The following is a 14994-nucleotide window of genomic DNA, read 5'->3' as shown; positions in this document are numbered from 1 at the left end:
GTGAGCCTATGCATATGCGCGCAGTAGCACTGGGGTTATTGATGGCGGCGGGCATGGCCGCGCCAACCCACGCGGCACCGCTGGCAGCGGCGGCGTCCAAATTCCTCGGAAGTGCGTACGGCGCGCAGCAGGCGCCGGGGTTTGCGCAGTACTGGAACAAGCTCACCCCGGAAAACGGAGGCAAATGGGGCAGTGTGGAGGCGGTGCGCGACCAGATGGACTGGAGCACGCTGGATGCGGCATACCGGTTTGCCCAGGCCAATCAGATGCCATTCCAGATGCATGTCATGGTGTGGGGCAACCAGCAGCCGGAATGGATCAAGACCTTGCGGCCGGCCGAGCAGCGCCGCGAGATCGAGCAATGGTTTGCCGCCGTTGCGCAGCGCTACCCGGAGATCGCGCTGCTGGAGGTGGTGAACGAGCCACTCAACGACCCGCCCAGCAAGGCCGATACCGGCGGCGGCAATTATCTGCAGGCGCTGGGGGGTAACGGCGATAGCGGCTGGGAATGGGTGCTGCAATCGTTTCGGCTTGCGCGCCAGCATTTTCCCAACACCAAGTTGATGATCAACGACTACAGCATCACCAATAGCGCGCAGGCCACACAGAAGTATTTGCAGATCGTGCGGCTGCTGCAGCGTGAGAACCTGGTCGATGCGATCGGGGTGCAGGAGCATGCCTTCGAGACCACGCCGGAGGTGGCGATGTCGGTACATCGCGACAATCTGGATGCGTTGGCCGCCACGGGCCTGCCGATCTACATCACCGAGTTCGATCTGGACGGGCCGACCGATGCGCAGCAACTGGCCGACTATAAGCGTGTGTTTCCGGTGTTCTGGGAACACCCGGCAGTGCATGGCCTCACCCTGTGGGGCTTTCGGCCCGGCTTGTGGCGCGACAAGGAAGCTGCCTACCTGATCCGCGCCGACGGCACCGAACGTCCCGCGCTCACGTGGCTGCGCGACTACGTTGCAGCCCATCCCGGCACACCTACGCCATGACAATCGCTCATGCTCGCCGCGCGCACAGGCGTTTGCGTGGTGTCCTGACCTTATGCCGATGCCCGCACGTCATCGTGTTGGCTGCATGCACCAAGTGGCAAGTAGCCGCGCTGATCGTGCTGGCCACTGCCGCACATCAAGGCGGGTGGAGGAGTTTTTCTACGCTGCTTGCTGACCTGCCTGCCTGTCACGCAGTTGCAACAGTCGCCGGCCTCGGCACCATGGTGCTCGCACCGCTCATTGGTTTCGTTTTGCAGGCCATCGGCAGCTACATTTCGATATTTTTTTACGGTGGGTGCGGCCTACAGTCGGGCGCTGGCGGTGGTGCACCGCCTGGTGCCACGACGCAGCCGGCGCGAGTGGAGCAACCGGCCTAGACGCGGTTCCAGGTGTCTGCGCACTTGGCGTCGATCCGACACACGTCAGCGCACCTGCTCCTTTCCGTAGCTGCCTTGCTCACTTATCGAGGATGCCAACATGTTGAAACTCCGTTATCCGCTCACGCTTGTGCTGTTGCTGGGCGCGTATGCGTCCGCTGTTGCCGGGCCCATCGCTGCCGGCAAGCAGCGCGTCCTGGGCAGCGCCTACAGCCCGCAGCAAGCGCAGGGCTTCACCAACTACTGGAACGCCGACGTGCCTGAAAATGCGGGCAAATGGGGCAGCGTCGAAGCCGTGCGCGGCCAGATGAACTGGGGCCCGCTCGACGAGGCTTACCAGCTGGCCAAGCGCAACCATATGCAGTTCCAGTTCCATGTCGGGCTCTGGGGTGCCCAGCAGCCGACGTGGGTGCGCAACCTGCCGCCAAACGAGCAGCTTGCGGCGATCGAGCACTGGTTTGCCGCGATTGCGCAGCGCTACCCCGACATCGACTTGATGCAGGTGGCCAACGAGACGCTGCCGGGTCACAACCAGCCGGACAATCGCCGCAGCGATACGGGCAACTATCTGCGGGCACTGGGCGGCACCGGGGCGACCGGCGTGGACTGGGTGCTTGAGGCATTCCGCCTGGCACGCAAGTATTTCCCCCATACCAAGTTGATGATCAACGACTACAACGTCACCGAGTACAACGACCAAGCCAGGCAGTATCTGCACACCATTCAGCTGCTGCAGCAAGAACACCTGATCGATGCGATCGGCATCCAGGGGCACCTGTCGAGCAACGGCCCCTCAGTTTCGGTGCAGCGCGCCAACCTCGACCTGTTGGCGTCCACCGGACTGCCGATCTACATCACCGAGTTCGACCTGGATGGGCGTACCGACGCTCAGCAGTTGGCAGCCTGGCAGCGTTTCTTCCCGATGTTCTGGGAGCATCCGGCTGTGCGTGGCGTGAACGTGTGGGGTTTCCGTCACGGTCTATGGCGTGAAAATGAAGGTGCGTATCTGATCAATTACGACGGCAGCGAACGCCCGGCCTTGACCTGGCTACGCAGCTACGTTGCCAGCAGGCCCTGACCGGGCTTCCTTCTCATTGTCCATAGGGCTGATATCGATCATGCGTTCTTCCGTGTTGTCCTTGCATCCCGATCGTTTGCTGCCGGCCGATCCCGGCACGCGCGCGATCGCCCGCCGCCTGTACGCACAGGTTGCAACGCTGCCGATCATCAGCCCGCATGGCCACACCGACCCGGCCTGGTTCGCCACCAATGCACCGTTTGCCAACGCCACCGAACTGTTGTTGGTGCCGGACCATTATGTATTCCGCATGTTGTACAGCCAGGGCATCGACCTCGATGCCCTGGGCATCCCGCGCGCAGATGGAACCCGCGCAGCAGTCGACCCGCGTGCGGCATGGCGCGTGTTTGCCGAGCACTACACGTCGTTGCGCGGCACGCCGTCGGCGCTATGGCTCAATCATGTGTTCCATGATGTCTTCGATTTGCGTATCCGTCTCGATGCCGGCACCGCCGATCACTATTACGACCACATCACCGCCGCGCTGAGAACGCCGGCATTCCTGCCGCGTGCGCTGTTCGAGCGCTTCAATATCGAGGTGATCGCCACCACCGAATCGCCGCTGGATCGGCTGCAGCACCATGCGGCCATTGCCGCCAGCGGTTGGCAGGGACGGGTGGTGACGGCGTATCGCCCTGACCCGGTCGTGGACCCGGAGCACGAGCAGTTTGCCGGCGCGCTGCAGCAGTTCGGCGCGCTCACCGGTGAGGACGTGCTCACCTGGGATGGCTACCTGCGTGCGCATCGGCAACGGCGTGCGTTCTTTGCCGCGCATGGCGCCACCTCGACCGATCACGGGCACCCCAGCGCCGCGACCGCCGATCTGTCACCAGCCGAAGCGCAGCGCCTGTTCGATACGGTGGTGCGCGGTGCGGCCACGCCGGAGCAGGCCGAACTGTTTCGCGCGCAGGTGCTGACCGAAATGGCGGCGATGAGCCTTGACGACGGCCTGGTGATGCAGCTGCATCCGGGCTGCTTCCGCAATCACAATCGGCAGCTGTTCGGGCAGTACGGACGCGACAAGGGCGCCGACATTCCGATGCGCACCGACTACGTGCATGCGTTGAAGCCCCTGCTGGATCGGCATGGCAACGACCCGCGCCTGCGCCTGATCGTGTTCACCCTGGACGAAACCAGCTACAGCCGCGAGCTGGCGCCATTGGCCGGGCATTACCCCTCCCTGCTGCTCGGCCCGGCGTGGTGGTTCCATGATGCGCCGGAGGGCATGTGGCGCTTTCGCGAGCAGACCCTGGCCAGCGCCGGCTTCTACAACACCGTGGGCTTCAACGACGATACCCGCGCATTCCTGTCCATTCCCGCGCGGCACGATGTGGCGCGGCGCGTGGACAGCGCCTTCCTGGCCAAACTCGTTGCCGAGCACCGGCTGGAAGAGGACGAGGCAACCGAGGTGGCAATCGACCTGGCCTACCGCCTACCCAAGCAAGCGTACAACTTGTGAGGTGGCGTAAACGGAGGGCGGCAGTGCCGAGGCGTGCGCACGCGGCGCCACTGCATCCTTCGCAGCGGCAGGATCGGTGAACTGATGCGTGCACACGCCAAGCACAACGTCACACGAGCGCTGCGCGCAGGTTATGCAGTACGTGCCTGCACGGGGCTTTTCTGGCTCTGCAGTGCATGGCCCATCATCGCAGCACCGCACGCTGCCAGCGACGCCTCGCGCGAACGTATTTCGCTGGATGCGCAGTGGCGCTTTCATCGTGGCGACCCGCCCGCAAACCAGGAAATCCTGGACTACGATGTGCGCCCGCAGGTGGTGCGCAGCAGCGATGGCAGGGTGGCCGATGCGCAGCCGGAACAAGCGCAGCTCATCGATGCGCCCGCCGTGCGCGTGCTCAAGCCGTGGATCCTGCCCACCGCCAACGGTTTGATCGCAGACCCGGCCCAACGGCACATACGCCCTCCAGGCAATCCGGGCAGCACGGTGGCGTATGTGCAGCCGCACTTCGACGACAGCGCATGGGAAACCGTGGACCTGCCGCATGACTGGGCCATTGCCGGGCCGTTCCTGGCAGATGGGCCTTACGGTGGCATGGGTCGGTTGCCGAGCTGGGGCATCGGCTGGTATCGCAAGAGCCTGGACATCCCGGCCAGCGATCGCGGCCGCGCGATGTTTCTGGATCTCGATGGTGCGATGTCTTACGCCACGGTCTGGCTCAACGGCAAGCTTGTCGGCGGCTGGCCGTACGGTTACAGCTCCTGGCGCGTGGATCTGACGCCGTATGTGATTGCAGGCAAGCGCAATCAACTGGTCATTCGCCTGGATAACCCGCCCGAGTCGGCGCGTTGGTATCCGGGCGGCGGGCTGTATCGCAACGTGTGGCTGACCAAAGCGGCGCCGTTGCATATCGCGCACTGGGGCACGCAGCTGACCACGCCGCACGTCTCGGCCGATGCGGCGCAGGTGCAGCTGACCGTCACCTTGGACAACGCCGCCCGCGGCGCAACCCAGGCGCAGGTGCGCACAGCGATTTATCTGCTCGACGATGCAAGCGACCGGCCCAGTGGCGAAGCGGTCGCGCGCATTCCAGCGCAGCCCATCAGCGTCCCTGCCGGCGGCACGGCGCAGGTGCAAGGCAGCACCCGGATCGATGCCCCGCGCCTGTGGGGGCCTCCACCCACGCAGCACCCGCATCGCTATGTGGCCGTCACCGAGGTCGACCAACAGGGACGCGTGGTGGACCGCTACGAAACCCGCTTCGGCATTCGCAGCATCGTGTTCGACGCCGACAAGGGCCTACTGGTCAACGGCGAGCACGTGCCGATCCGCGGGGTGAACAATCATCACGACCTGGGCGCGCTCGGTGCAGCGTTCAACAGGCGCGCCGCCGAGCGACAGTTGCAATTGCTGCAGCAGATGGGCGCCAACGCCATCCGCATGAGCCATAACCCGCCTGCGCCCGAATTGCTCGACCTGACCGACCGCATGGGTCTGCTGGTGGTGGATGAGGTGTTCGACAGTTGGGAGATGAAGAAGACCCCGCTGGACTTTCATCTGGTGTTTCCGCAGTGGCATGCCGCCGATCTGCGCGCGATGCTGCGCCGCGACCGCAACCACCCCTCGGTGATGCTGTGGAGCGTGGGCAACGAGGTTGGCGAGCAATACACCGGCCAACAGGGCGCGGCGATTGCGCGCGCGCTGCGCGCCATCGTGCATGCAGAAGACCCGACGCGCCCGGCCACGGTGGCGATGAACTACGCCTCGCCCGAGATGCCGCTGCCCGCTGCGCTGGATGTCGTCAGCCTCAATTACCAGGGCGAAGGCATCCGCGATGCAGCCGAGTTCGAGGGTACCGAGCGCATCCGTAAACCGCCGCAATACCCCGCGTTCCATGCACGGTTTCCACACAAGGCCATTGTCAGCAGCGAGACTGCCTCGGCACTGAGCAGTCGTGGCGTGTACCTGTTTCCGGTCACTGCGGACAACAGCGCACCGGTACGCGATGGCCGTGGCGGCGATTCGGTGGCGCATCAGGTCAGCGCGTACGAACTGCATGCGGTGGACTTTGGCTCCAGCGCGGACAAGGTGTTCGCTGCGTTGGATCAACATCCTTACGTGGCCGGTGAGTTCGTCTGGACCGGGTTCGATTACCTGGGCGAGCCCACCCCGTATTACAGCTCGCGCAGTTCCTACTCGGGCATCTTCGATCTGGCCGGCTTCCCGAAGGACCGTTACTGGCTCTATCAGTCGCGCTGGCGTCCGGAACTGCCGGTGGCGCATCTGCTGCTGCATTGGAGCTGGCCAGGGCGCGAAGGACAGGTCACGCCCGTGCATGTGTTCACCTCCGGCGACGAGGCCGAACTCTTCGTCAACGGCGTTTCGCAGGGGCGCAAGCGCAAGGCGCCACGGCAGTACCGGCTACGCTGGGACGCGGTGGTGTACCAGCCGGGCGAATTGCGGGTGCAGGCCTACAAGGACGGCAAGCCGTGGGCCAGCGAGCGCGTGCAGACGGCAGGCCGCGCCGCGCGCATGCAGCTGACGCCGGATCGGGGCAGTATCCGCGGCGACGGACAGGACCTGAGCTTCATCACCGTGCGCCTGCTCGATCGCGACGGACGTCCCGCACCGACCGCGGGCGACCGCCTGCGCTTCCGCATCGAAGGTCCTGGCGAGTTGGTGGCCACCGACAACGGCGACCCCACCGATCTGGAAACGTTCGCTGCGTCGCAACGTCATGCCTTCAACGGGCTGTGCCTGGCGATCGTGCGTGCCAAGGCCGGGGCGCGTGGCACGATCACCGTGCATGTGGAATCGGACACGTTGCAAGCCGCACAGACCCAGGTGGCGGTGCAGTGATGCGATCCAGTGCAATCGAAACCTGTGACCTCTCAACGGACCTGCCCATGCACATCAACCGCGCCAACCTCACCAAACGCCTGGGATTGCTGATCGCCGGCCTCAGTGCAGTGTGCACGCTGCAGGCCCTGGCCGCATGCGGGACGCCCGGCACCTCGCTCAAGCAGGCGTATGCGCAAGGGTTTCTGCTGGGGACTGCCGTCAATGCCGATATCGTCTCCGGCAAGGACGCAGCCTCCGCTGCGTTGGCGGCCTGTCACTTCAATGCGGTGACCGCGGAAAACGTGATGAAGGCCGAAGTGGTGGCGCCGCGTCGTGGGGTGCAGGATTTCAGTGCAGCCGATGCATTCGTGGCCTACGCACAGCGCAATCGGCAGTTCGTGGTCGGTCACACCCTGGTCTGGCACAACCAGACACCGGAGTGGTTCTTCACCACCGCCGATGGTCGGCCCAATACGCCGGCACAGCAGCTGGAACGCATGCGTGCGCATATCGCAGCGGTGGCCGGGCGTTACACGGGCAAGGTGCAAGCCTGGGATGTGGTCAACGAAATCATCGACGAAGACGGCAGTTACCGTTCGACCAACTGGGTACAGCGCGTGGGCGACGGCGACACCGTGGTCCGCAATGCCTTCACCTTCGCACAGCGCTATGCACCGGATGCGCAGCTCTACTACAACGATTTCAATGCATGGCGGCCGGCCAAGCGTGATGGCATCGTGCGCATGGTCAAGATGCTGCAGCAGGCCGGTGTCCGTATCGATGGCGTGGGCATGCAAGGCCATTGGGGGCTGAACTACCCCAGCTTGCGCGACATCGAGGACGCGATCGATGCGTACGCTGCGCTTGGCGTCAAGGTCATGATCACCGAGCTGGACATCGATGTGTTGCCGCTCACCAAGGAAGGCCAGATCATCGGCACCGGCATGGCGCACAAGCAGTTTCAGCTGCCGGAATTCAAGCGCTTTCTCGACCCCTATCGCGATGGTTTGCCTGCCGACGTGCAGGCGCAATTGCGCGACCGGTATGCCGAGCTGTTCGCGCTGTTCTGGCGCAAGCGCGACAAGATTGCGCGCGTCAGCGTGTGGGGCGTCAGCGATGACATGTCGTGGAAAAACGATTACCCGGTACCTGGGCGCACCAACTATCCGCTGCTGTTCGATCGCAATCATCAACCCAAGCCGGCGTTGGATGCGGTGTTGGCCGTGCCCACCGCAACCGCTGCACGCTAGCGGCTGCCGGCCCAAGAGCTGCTGACCACCACGCCCGGGCACAGGCGAGCACGGCCGATGTTCGGTGCGGCATGGATGGCTCGAAACACCGCATTCCTGCGTGCCGTGCACCTCATAGATGCATGCGCGCGATGCATTGGTGGCCGCTATGCGCAGTCGCCTGCACACGCATGATGGCATCATGCCCCCAACCATGAGACAGGACTGACCGATGCGCTTGCCGTCTTATCTGCTGTTGGCCGTGCCGTTGCTGGCGGTGCTTGCTGCCTGCACCAAGCAGACTCCACCGACGCCGCGTTTTGCGGCCATCGGCCAGCTGCAGACATTCGACCGCCGCTTCGGTGATGTGGTGGCAAGCGATGCGCGCATCGAGAAGCTCACCGAAGGCTTCACCTGGTCCGAAGGCCCGGCATGGGTACGCAAGGGAGGCTATCTGTTGTTTACGGATGTGCCGGAAAACAAGCTGTATCGCTGGTCCGAACAGGCCGGCCTGTCGGTCCTGCTCTCGCCCTCCGGCTACACCGGCCCGGAACTGCCCACGCTGCGCGAAGCCGGCGCCAATGGTCTGTACGCCGAGCCCGACGGCACGGTGCTGCTAGCCGATTCCGGCACGCGCATCCTGGCCAGGCTCGATCCGGTCACGCGCAAGAAGACACCGCTTGCGACTGCCTTCGAGGGCCACCGCTTCAACAGCCCCAACGATGTCGTGCGGCGCAGCGATGGCGTGGTGTTCTTCACCGACCCGCCGTACGGGTTGAAGGATCTGGATAAATCGCCGGTCAAGGAGCTGCGCTTCAATGGCGTCTATCGCCTGGACACCGATGGCAGCGTGCATCTGCTGGACGATGGCCTGAGCTTTCCCAACGGCATTGCCCTGTCGCCGGATGCGCGCACCTTGTACGTCTCCAACTCCGATCCGCAACGGCCGATCTGGATGGCGTATGCACTGGATGCACAGGGTGCCGTCACCGGCAAGCGCGTGTTCGCCGATGCGTCCGACCTGATCGCCAAGGATGTTCCCGGCCTGCCCGACGGCATGGCGGTTGCCGCCGACGGTACGTTGTTTGCCACCGGCCCCGGCGGGGTGATCGTTTTCGATCCCGCCGGCCAACGCCTGGGTCGCATCGCCACCGGCGAGGCCGTCTCCAACTGCGCCTTCGGCAACGATGGCCACACGCTGTACATGACCTCGCACGCGATGCTGGCGCGCGTGCGCGTGAAGTCGCTGGGCCTGCAGTTCGTGCGCTAGACGATCGCGGCGATGCTGCTGCATCGCCTCGCGATGGACACGCACGTCTGGCCGCATGCGTGTCTGACCGCAGCGCCAATCGCCTGGTACTGCCGTTGTATCGGCTGCCTTGTGTACTGCCTCGGTCAATCGTCCAGCCGCCACAGGCCGCTTGCTTGCAGACAAGGCCAGCGGCCATGACGCGCGCCCGCACGACGCGTCCTCGCCCGTAGCGCCACCGCTGCCGGTCTTACCGAGCAGCGTGGTGCCCGCACCTCCGACCGCCGGCCGCAGCGCCTGCGAGCCAGGCCTTTTACCTGGCTCGCCGCACCAACGTTGGCGACCGCAACCGTGGTGCGGCGCGTCAAAACAGGCGTGCACCGAATCGCTCTTGCACCGCGCAACGCCTGCTGCGCCAAGGCGTGCAGCTGTCCAGGCAATCGCCACGCTTGAGCCTGTTGCAAAAAGGTAATCATCGCTATACGGTAGTTTTCACTACTGTCATGAGCGGGTTGCCCGCGGGGTTGCGGCAATGAACGAAGCTTGCGTTTCCCGGTTGCTGCGCACCCTGGCGTGCGTTGTCGTAGCGGCGCTGCCGCTGATGCCTGCGCTGGCGGCAGCGTCCTCGCCGGTACAGGGCCTGTGGCTGACTGCGGCCAAGGACGCCGTCATCGCATTTGCGCCGTGTACCGATGCCGCCAGCGCGATGTGCGGAAAGGTGGTGTGGGACAAGGACGCCGGCACGCCGAAGGACACCTGCGGTGTGCAGATCGCGCGCCTGGAGCGCGACGACAACGGCACCTGGCGCGACGGTTGGGCATTCGATCCGCGCAGCGGCAAGCGCTACAAGGCCACGCTGCGGAGCAAGGGTGACAGCCTGACCCTGCGCGCGTTCATCGGCGCCGAAGTGCTCGGCGAAAACATGCTGTTTACCCGCGTGCAGGCCCTGCCATCCACGCCGGTGTGCGCCAGCCACTAGCTGCGGCCAGCGCCACATGCGCGCGCAGCACCGGCCGCCGCGATCGCGGCGGTTCTCACTCACATCCACCGGGGGAATCCAGATGGCGAAGATCCATGTCGGCGCGGTTGTCGCGTGTGCGTTGCTGCAAGGTGCGGCTTGCCTGCCGGCGCAGGCCCAGCAAGCCGACCCGGCCAGCGAAGGCAGCGTGGCGACCTATCAGTTCGACAACCAGGTCAAGCTGATGAGCGAACAGCGCACGCGCGGCATCTCCGATTCGTTGATGCGGCCCTCGGCCAAGTGGAGCACCCAGTTCGTGCATGCCAGCGGGCTGGTCGCCTTGCTGGAAGTGGCCGGGGTCAGCAAGAAGCAGTTCGTCAATGGCGACGGCCTGGGCGTCACCCTGGCGGGCGGTTATCGCTTCGGCAATCCGGACCGCTGGCACGCTGGCGTGGGCTTGGCCACCGAGCGATTCCCGGGCGCACGCTTCATGGCGCCGCACAGCATCGACCTGGAAACCGGCACGCCGAGCGACGTGCGCACGACCAACTACAACAGCGACTTCGCCGTGATGGAGCTGGGCTACGGCATCGTCGAAGGGCGCGTGTTGTATGTAGTGTCCAAGACCTACCGCGGTGCCGATACCGGCGGCGTGTGCGGGCAGATCCTGCGCTTCTCGATCGATCCGACCGCCGCATTGCAGTGCTACGCGCGCGGCGAACAGGATTCGCGTGGCACCGTGTTGGCCGACCTCAATACCCAGGTGCCGTTGCTGCCCTCGCTGCTGCCGTCCACGACGCTGCGCCTGCATGCCGGCTACCAGAAACTGGCCAACTTTCGCGAAGGCAACTTCGCCGATTACCAGATCGGCATCACCCATCGGCGTTGGGGCCTGGACTGGAACCTGGACTGGCTGACCACCAACACCAACGCGCACCAGTTGTACTGGGTGCAGGACGGCGAGCGTATCCGCAAGACCGACGGCGATGCGCTGGTGTTCTCGATCGGCTACACGTTCTGATGCGCACCCAAACGCTCGCAGACGACACCGGCGGCAATGCTCCGCTGGTGCTGGCGGTGGACCTGGGAACCTCAGGCTGCAAATGCGCGTTGGTGACGCTGGACGGCAAGGTGCTCGCCTGGGCGTTCGAACCGGTGCAACTGCACGTGCAGGGCGTCGCTGCCGAACAAGACCCGCACGCGTGGTGGGACGCGTTCAGCGCCACCGCCGCTGCCGTGGTGCAGGGTGATGCGGCGCTGCGCCGACGCGTGGTGGCCGTGTGTTGCTCGACCCAGGGCGAAGGCACCGTCTGCGTGGACCATAACGGCCAGGCGCTCGGGCGCGCCATGCTGTGGCTGGACATGCGCGGCCAGGCGGCCATCGCCCGGCGTCTGCAGGGGCGTTGGCTCAATGTGCGCGGCTACGATCCCCTGCGCCTGTGGCGATGGTTGCGCCTGAGCGGTGGCGCGCCTGCGCGCAGCGGCAAGGATTGCGCCGGCCACATCGCCTATCTGCGCGATCACCAGCCCGTGCGTTACCAGCGCACGCACAAGTTTCTCAACGTGCTCGATTACATGAACCTGCGCCTGACCGGCCGGTTCTGTGCCACTCCCGATTCGATGCTGACCACCTGGGTCACCGACAATCGCGACCCGCACCATATTCGCTACGACGCGGGCCTGCTGGACATGGTCGGCGTGGAGCGCGACAAGTTGCCGGACCTGGTGCCGTCCACTGCGGTGCTGGGGCCGCTGCTGCCGCAGGTGGCCCAGGCGCTGGGCCTGTCGCCGCAGACCGTGGTGGTGGCCGGCGCGATCGACACGTCGGCAGTGGCGGTGGCCGCGGCGGTGGAGGATCACGCCGCGCATCTGTACCTGGGGACCTCGTCATGGCTCGGCGCGCATGTGCCGCGCATGAAAACCGACGTGCGCAGTACGATCGCCGCGGTGCCGTGCGCAGTGGAAGGGCGCTATCTGGCGATCGCCCTGCAGACCACCGCCGGTGCCAACCTGTCCTTCCTGCGCGACCGCATCCTGTTCCATGCCGACGAACTGCTCAGCGACGAGCAGCGCCCGGACGTCTATGAAGTGCTCAATCGCATCGCCGCGCGCGTGCCCGCAGGATCCAACGGGTTGATCTACATGCCCTGGCTGTTCGGCGAACGCACGCCGGTGGAAGACCCGAGCCTGCGTGCCGGCCTGATCAATCTCTCGCTGATGCATAGCCACGAGGACATGATCCGCGCGGTGATGGAAGGGGTGGCGTTCAACACGCGCTGGATGATGGAGCCGTTTGCACGCCTGCTCGGCTGCGACCCAGGCACGATCGCTGCGGTCGGCGGCGGCGCCCAGTCGGATCTGTGGTGCCAGATCATTGCCGATGTCAGCGGCCGGCCGATCCGGCAATTGCACAATCCGATCCAGGCCAATGCGGTCGGCGCGGCCTTCATCGCCGGGGTCGGCCTGGGCCGGCTCGGCTTCGGCGACCTGGCGGCATTGCAGCGCCCCCGGCGGGTCTACGAGCCGGATGCGGGCACGCGTGCGCTGTACGACGACCGCTATGCGGTGTTCAAGGACCTGCAGCGCACGTTGGCGCCGATCTACCGACGGCTCAATCCCTCCACGCCCGTTCCCGCCCAGGAGGTCGCTGCGCATGTTTGCCCATGAACAACGCCAGCGCGTGGTCGCGCTGTGCATCGAACTGTCGCGCCGCGGCTATCTGGCTGGCACCGGCGGCAATGTCGCCTTGCGTATCGATGCCGAGTGTTTCGCGGTCACCCCTTCGGCGATCGATTACCTGAGCATGCAGGCCGAGGATATCTGCATCGTCCGCACCAAGGACCTGCACCAGCTCGACGGCACGCGTACGCCGTCGGTCGAAACCGGCCTGCATGCGCAGGTGATGCGGCGGCGCCCGGACGTGGGCTGCAGCATCCACACCCACCAGCCGGTCGCCAGCGCCTGCACCCTGCTGGGCGCGCCATTGGAGGTGACGCAACCGGCGTTGCGCCGGCTGCTCGGCGCACGGATTCCGATCGCCGGCTACATGCCGTCGGGCACCGGCCTGCTGGCCCGCCTGCTGGCCCGGCAGCTGCGGCCCACCGTCAACGCCTATCTGCTGCGCAATCACGGCGTGGTCTGCTGCGGGACCAACCTGCAGGCGGCCGTCACCGTGGTCGAGGCGTTGGAGCTGGTCGCGCGCAGCCACCTGCAGACGCAGATCCAGGCGCGTGCCGCGCGCGAGCCCGACCTCGCTGCGGGCCTGCAGCGGGTGCTGACGGCGCTGGATTCTCACCGGCACACGTCCGGTGCGTCCTCCCTTTCCCAGACATGATGGCACCGACAATGAGCGTGACTTCCGCGATTTCGCAATGGCCCGATGTGGACCAGCTGTATCGCCGCTTCGATGCGTTGGTCAAACAGCCGATGCGGCCGATCCGGCGCGAGGGCATGGACAAGGTGATGCGCTACTTCGAGCAGCGCTGCCAAGGCTCCAAGCAGTTGGGCGACGCCGCGCAGCGGGTGATTCCCGGCGGCGTGCAGCACAACCTGGCCTTCAACTACCCGTTCTCGCTGGCGATGCGCAGCGCCGAGGGCGCTTACCTGACCGACGTCGACGACAACCGCTACATCGATTTCCTGCAGGCCGGCGGCCCGACCTTGCTCGGCTCCAACCCACCGGCGTTGCGCGCACGCGTCAACGAGGTGCTGGACCAGTGCGGACCGGTGACCGGACTGCTGCACGAATACGAGGTCAAACTGGCCGAGCTGGTCTGCGCCAGCATGCCGGCGGTGGAGATGGTGCGCCTGCTCGGTTCGGGAACCGAGGCGGTGATGGGCGCGGTGCGCCTGGCGCGCGCGTATACCCGCAAGCGCTGGATCATCAAGATCGGCGGTGCGTATCACGGCTGGAGCGATCAGTTGGTGTACGGCCTGCGCCTGCCCGGCACCGGCCGCATGGAAGCGATCGGCATTCCGCGTGGGGCGACCGCGCAGACCCAGGAATGCCTGCCCAACGATCTGGACGCGTTGCGCCGCAAGCTGCAATTCAATCGCCTGCGTGGCGGGACCGCCGCGGTGCTGCTCGAACCGCTGGGGCCGGAGAGCGGAACCCGCCCGGTGCACGCGGACTACAACCGCCAGGTGCGCGCGCTGTGCGACGAGTTCGGTGCGCTGCTGATCTTCGACGAAGTGGTCACCGGTTTCCGGTTGGGCCCCGGCGGTGCGCAAGGCTACTTCGGGGTTGCGCCGGACATCACCGTGCTGGGCAAGTGCCTGGCCGGCGGCTATCCGATGGCCGGGGCGATCGGTGGCCGCCGCGAGGTCATGATGAGCCTGGTGGGCGGCATCGGCACGACCGCGCGGCGCGCCTTCGTCGGCGGCACGCTGTCGGCCAACCCGCTGTCCTGCGTGGCCGGCTACTACGCGTTGCTGGAAGCGCAGCAGAACGATGCCGCCGGCCGCGCCGGCCGCGCCGGCCGCGCCGGCGATCGCCTGCGTGCGGGTCTGGAGGCGATCATCCAGCGCCGCGGATTGCCGTACGTGGTCTACAACATGGGCTCGATCGTGCACCTGCAGACCTCCGGCGTGCTGCTGCTGGACACCGGCAACCTCTACAAACTCTGGCGCGTGCGCAACGAAGCCAAGGCGCGCAAGCACATGATGGAAGAGATGGGCGCGGCGTATTCGGCGCACGGCCTGATCACCCTGGCCGGTAGCCGCATCTACACCAGCATGGCCGACACCGATGCGGTGATCGACGAGGCCCTGAACCGTTTCGACGATGTCTTTGCACTGGTCTGAGC

11 protein-coding genes are annotated in these 14994 nt (G+C 65.7%); all 11 read left to right on the top strand.

What is annotated here, in order from left to right:
- The first annotated feature begins 8 nt into the window (after positions 1-8).
- The 11 genes from ACCQ15_RS20985 (at position 9) to ACCQ15_RS20935 (ending at position 14992) form a co-directional block, all read left to right on the top strand.
- Positions 9-1001: an endo-1,4-beta-xylanase gene (locus ACCQ15_RS20985; protein WP_372381035.1), complete on the top strand. Its 993-nt coding sequence runs from the start codon at positions 9-11 to the stop codon at positions 999-1001.
- Between the two features lie 477 nt (positions 1002-1478).
- On the top strand, positions 1479-2456 hold the full coding sequence (locus ACCQ15_RS20980; protein WP_372359252.1) for an endo-1,4-beta-xylanase: 978 nt from the start codon (positions 1479-1481) through the stop codon (positions 2454-2456).
- A 40-nt stretch (positions 2457-2496) separates the two neighbouring features.
- Entirely contained in the window at positions 2497-3915 is a 1419-nt protein-coding gene (gene uxaC / locus ACCQ15_RS20975; RefSeq protein WP_372381034.1) for a glucuronate isomerase, read from the top strand.
- Positions 3916-3999: 84 nt separating this feature from the next.
- Entirely contained in the window at positions 4000-6771 is a 2772-nt protein-coding gene (gene galB, locus ACCQ15_RS20970) for a beta-galactosidase GalB (RefSeq protein WP_372381033.1), read from the top strand.
- Positions 6772-6818: 47 nt separating this feature from the next.
- Entirely contained in the window at positions 6819-8003 is a 1185-nt protein-coding gene (locus tag ACCQ15_RS20965) for an endo-1,4-beta-xylanase (RefSeq protein ID WP_014091488.1), read from the top strand.
- Between the two features lie 211 nt (positions 8004-8214).
- The gene (locus ACCQ15_RS20960; protein ID WP_029820783.1) at positions 8215-9252 is read left to right on the top strand and encodes an SMP-30/gluconolactonase/LRE family protein; all 1038 of its coding nucleotides are present in this window, start codon (positions 8215-8217) and stop codon (positions 9250-9252) included.
- A gap of 511 nt (positions 9253-9763) precedes the next feature.
- Positions 9764-10210: a DUF2147 domain-containing protein gene (locus ACCQ15_RS20955; RefSeq protein WP_029820782.1), complete on the top strand. Its 447-nt coding sequence runs from the start codon at positions 9764-9766 to the stop codon at positions 10208-10210.
- An 82-nt stretch (positions 10211-10292) separates the two neighbouring features.
- Complete coding sequence (locus ACCQ15_RS20950) at positions 10293-11210, top strand: TorF family putative porin (RefSeq protein ID WP_218490359.1); 918 nt, start codon at positions 10293-10295, stop codon at positions 11208-11210.
- A complete protein-coding gene (locus ACCQ15_RS20945) occupies positions 11210-12856 on the top strand; it encodes a xylulokinase (protein WP_372381032.1) in 1647 nt (548 codons plus the stop codon). The genes ACCQ15_RS20950 and ACCQ15_RS20945 overlap by 1 nt, the downstream gene beginning before the upstream one ends.
- Positions 12843-13523: a class II aldolase/adducin family protein gene (locus tag ACCQ15_RS20940; protein ID WP_003485022.1), complete on the top strand. Its 681-nt coding sequence runs from the start codon at positions 12843-12845 to the stop codon at positions 13521-13523. Before ACCQ15_RS20945 ends, ACCQ15_RS20940 begins: the two co-directional genes overlap by 14 nt.
- A gap of 11 nt (positions 13524-13534) precedes the next feature.
- A complete protein-coding gene (locus ACCQ15_RS20935; protein WP_372381031.1) occupies positions 13535-14992 on the top strand; it encodes an aspartate aminotransferase family protein in 1458 nt (485 codons plus the stop codon).
- The last annotated feature ends 2 nt before the right edge of the window (positions 14993-14994 follow it).

Source organism: Xanthomonas sp. NCPPB 1754, from assembly GCF_041475725.2.
GTDB classification, from domain to species: domain Bacteria; phylum Pseudomonadota; class Gammaproteobacteria; order Xanthomonadales; family Xanthomonadaceae; genus Xanthomonas; species Xanthomonas euvesicatoria.
The sequence above is the reverse complement of the archived record's forward strand: the minus strand, read 5'-3'. Positions and strand labels throughout refer to the sequence as shown.

Bases quoted from the DNA above. Each gene is read 5' to 3' on its own strand.
- ACCQ15_RS20985 (WP_372381035.1), top strand. From the start codon at position 9: ATGCATATGCGCGCAGTAGCACTGGGGTTATTGATGGCGGCGGGCATG.
- ACCQ15_RS20980 (WP_372359252.1), top strand. From the start codon at position 1,479: ATGTTGAAACTCCGTTATCCGCTCACGCTTGTGCTGTTGCTGGGCGCG.
- uxaC (WP_372381034.1), top strand. From the start codon at position 2,497: ATGCGTTCTTCCGTGTTGTCCTTGCATCCCGATCGTTTGCTGCCGGCC.
- galB (WP_372381033.1), top strand. From the start codon at position 4,000: ATGCGTGCACACGCCAAGCACAACGTCACACGAGCGCTGCGCGCAGGT.
- ACCQ15_RS20965 (WP_014091488.1), top strand. From the start codon at position 6,819: ATGCACATCAACCGCGCCAACCTCACCAAACGCCTGGGATTGCTGATC.
- ACCQ15_RS20960 (WP_029820783.1), top strand. From the start codon at position 8,215: ATGCGCTTGCCGTCTTATCTGCTGTTGGCCGTGCCGTTGCTGGCGGTG.
- ACCQ15_RS20955 (WP_029820782.1), top strand. From the start codon at position 9,764: ATGAACGAAGCTTGCGTTTCCCGGTTGCTGCGCACCCTGGCGTGCGTT.
- ACCQ15_RS20950 (WP_218490359.1), top strand. From the start codon at position 10,293: ATGGCGAAGATCCATGTCGGCGCGGTTGTCGCGTGTGCGTTGCTGCAA.
- ACCQ15_RS20945 (WP_372381032.1), top strand. From the start codon at position 11,210: ATGCGCACCCAAACGCTCGCAGACGACACCGGCGGCAATGCTCCGCTG.
- ACCQ15_RS20940 (WP_003485022.1), top strand. From the start codon at position 12,843: ATGTTTGCCCATGAACAACGCCAGCGCGTGGTCGCGCTGTGCATCGAA.
- ACCQ15_RS20935 (WP_372381031.1), top strand. From the start codon at position 13,535: ATGAGCGTGACTTCCGCGATTTCGCAATGGCCCGATGTGGACCAGCTG.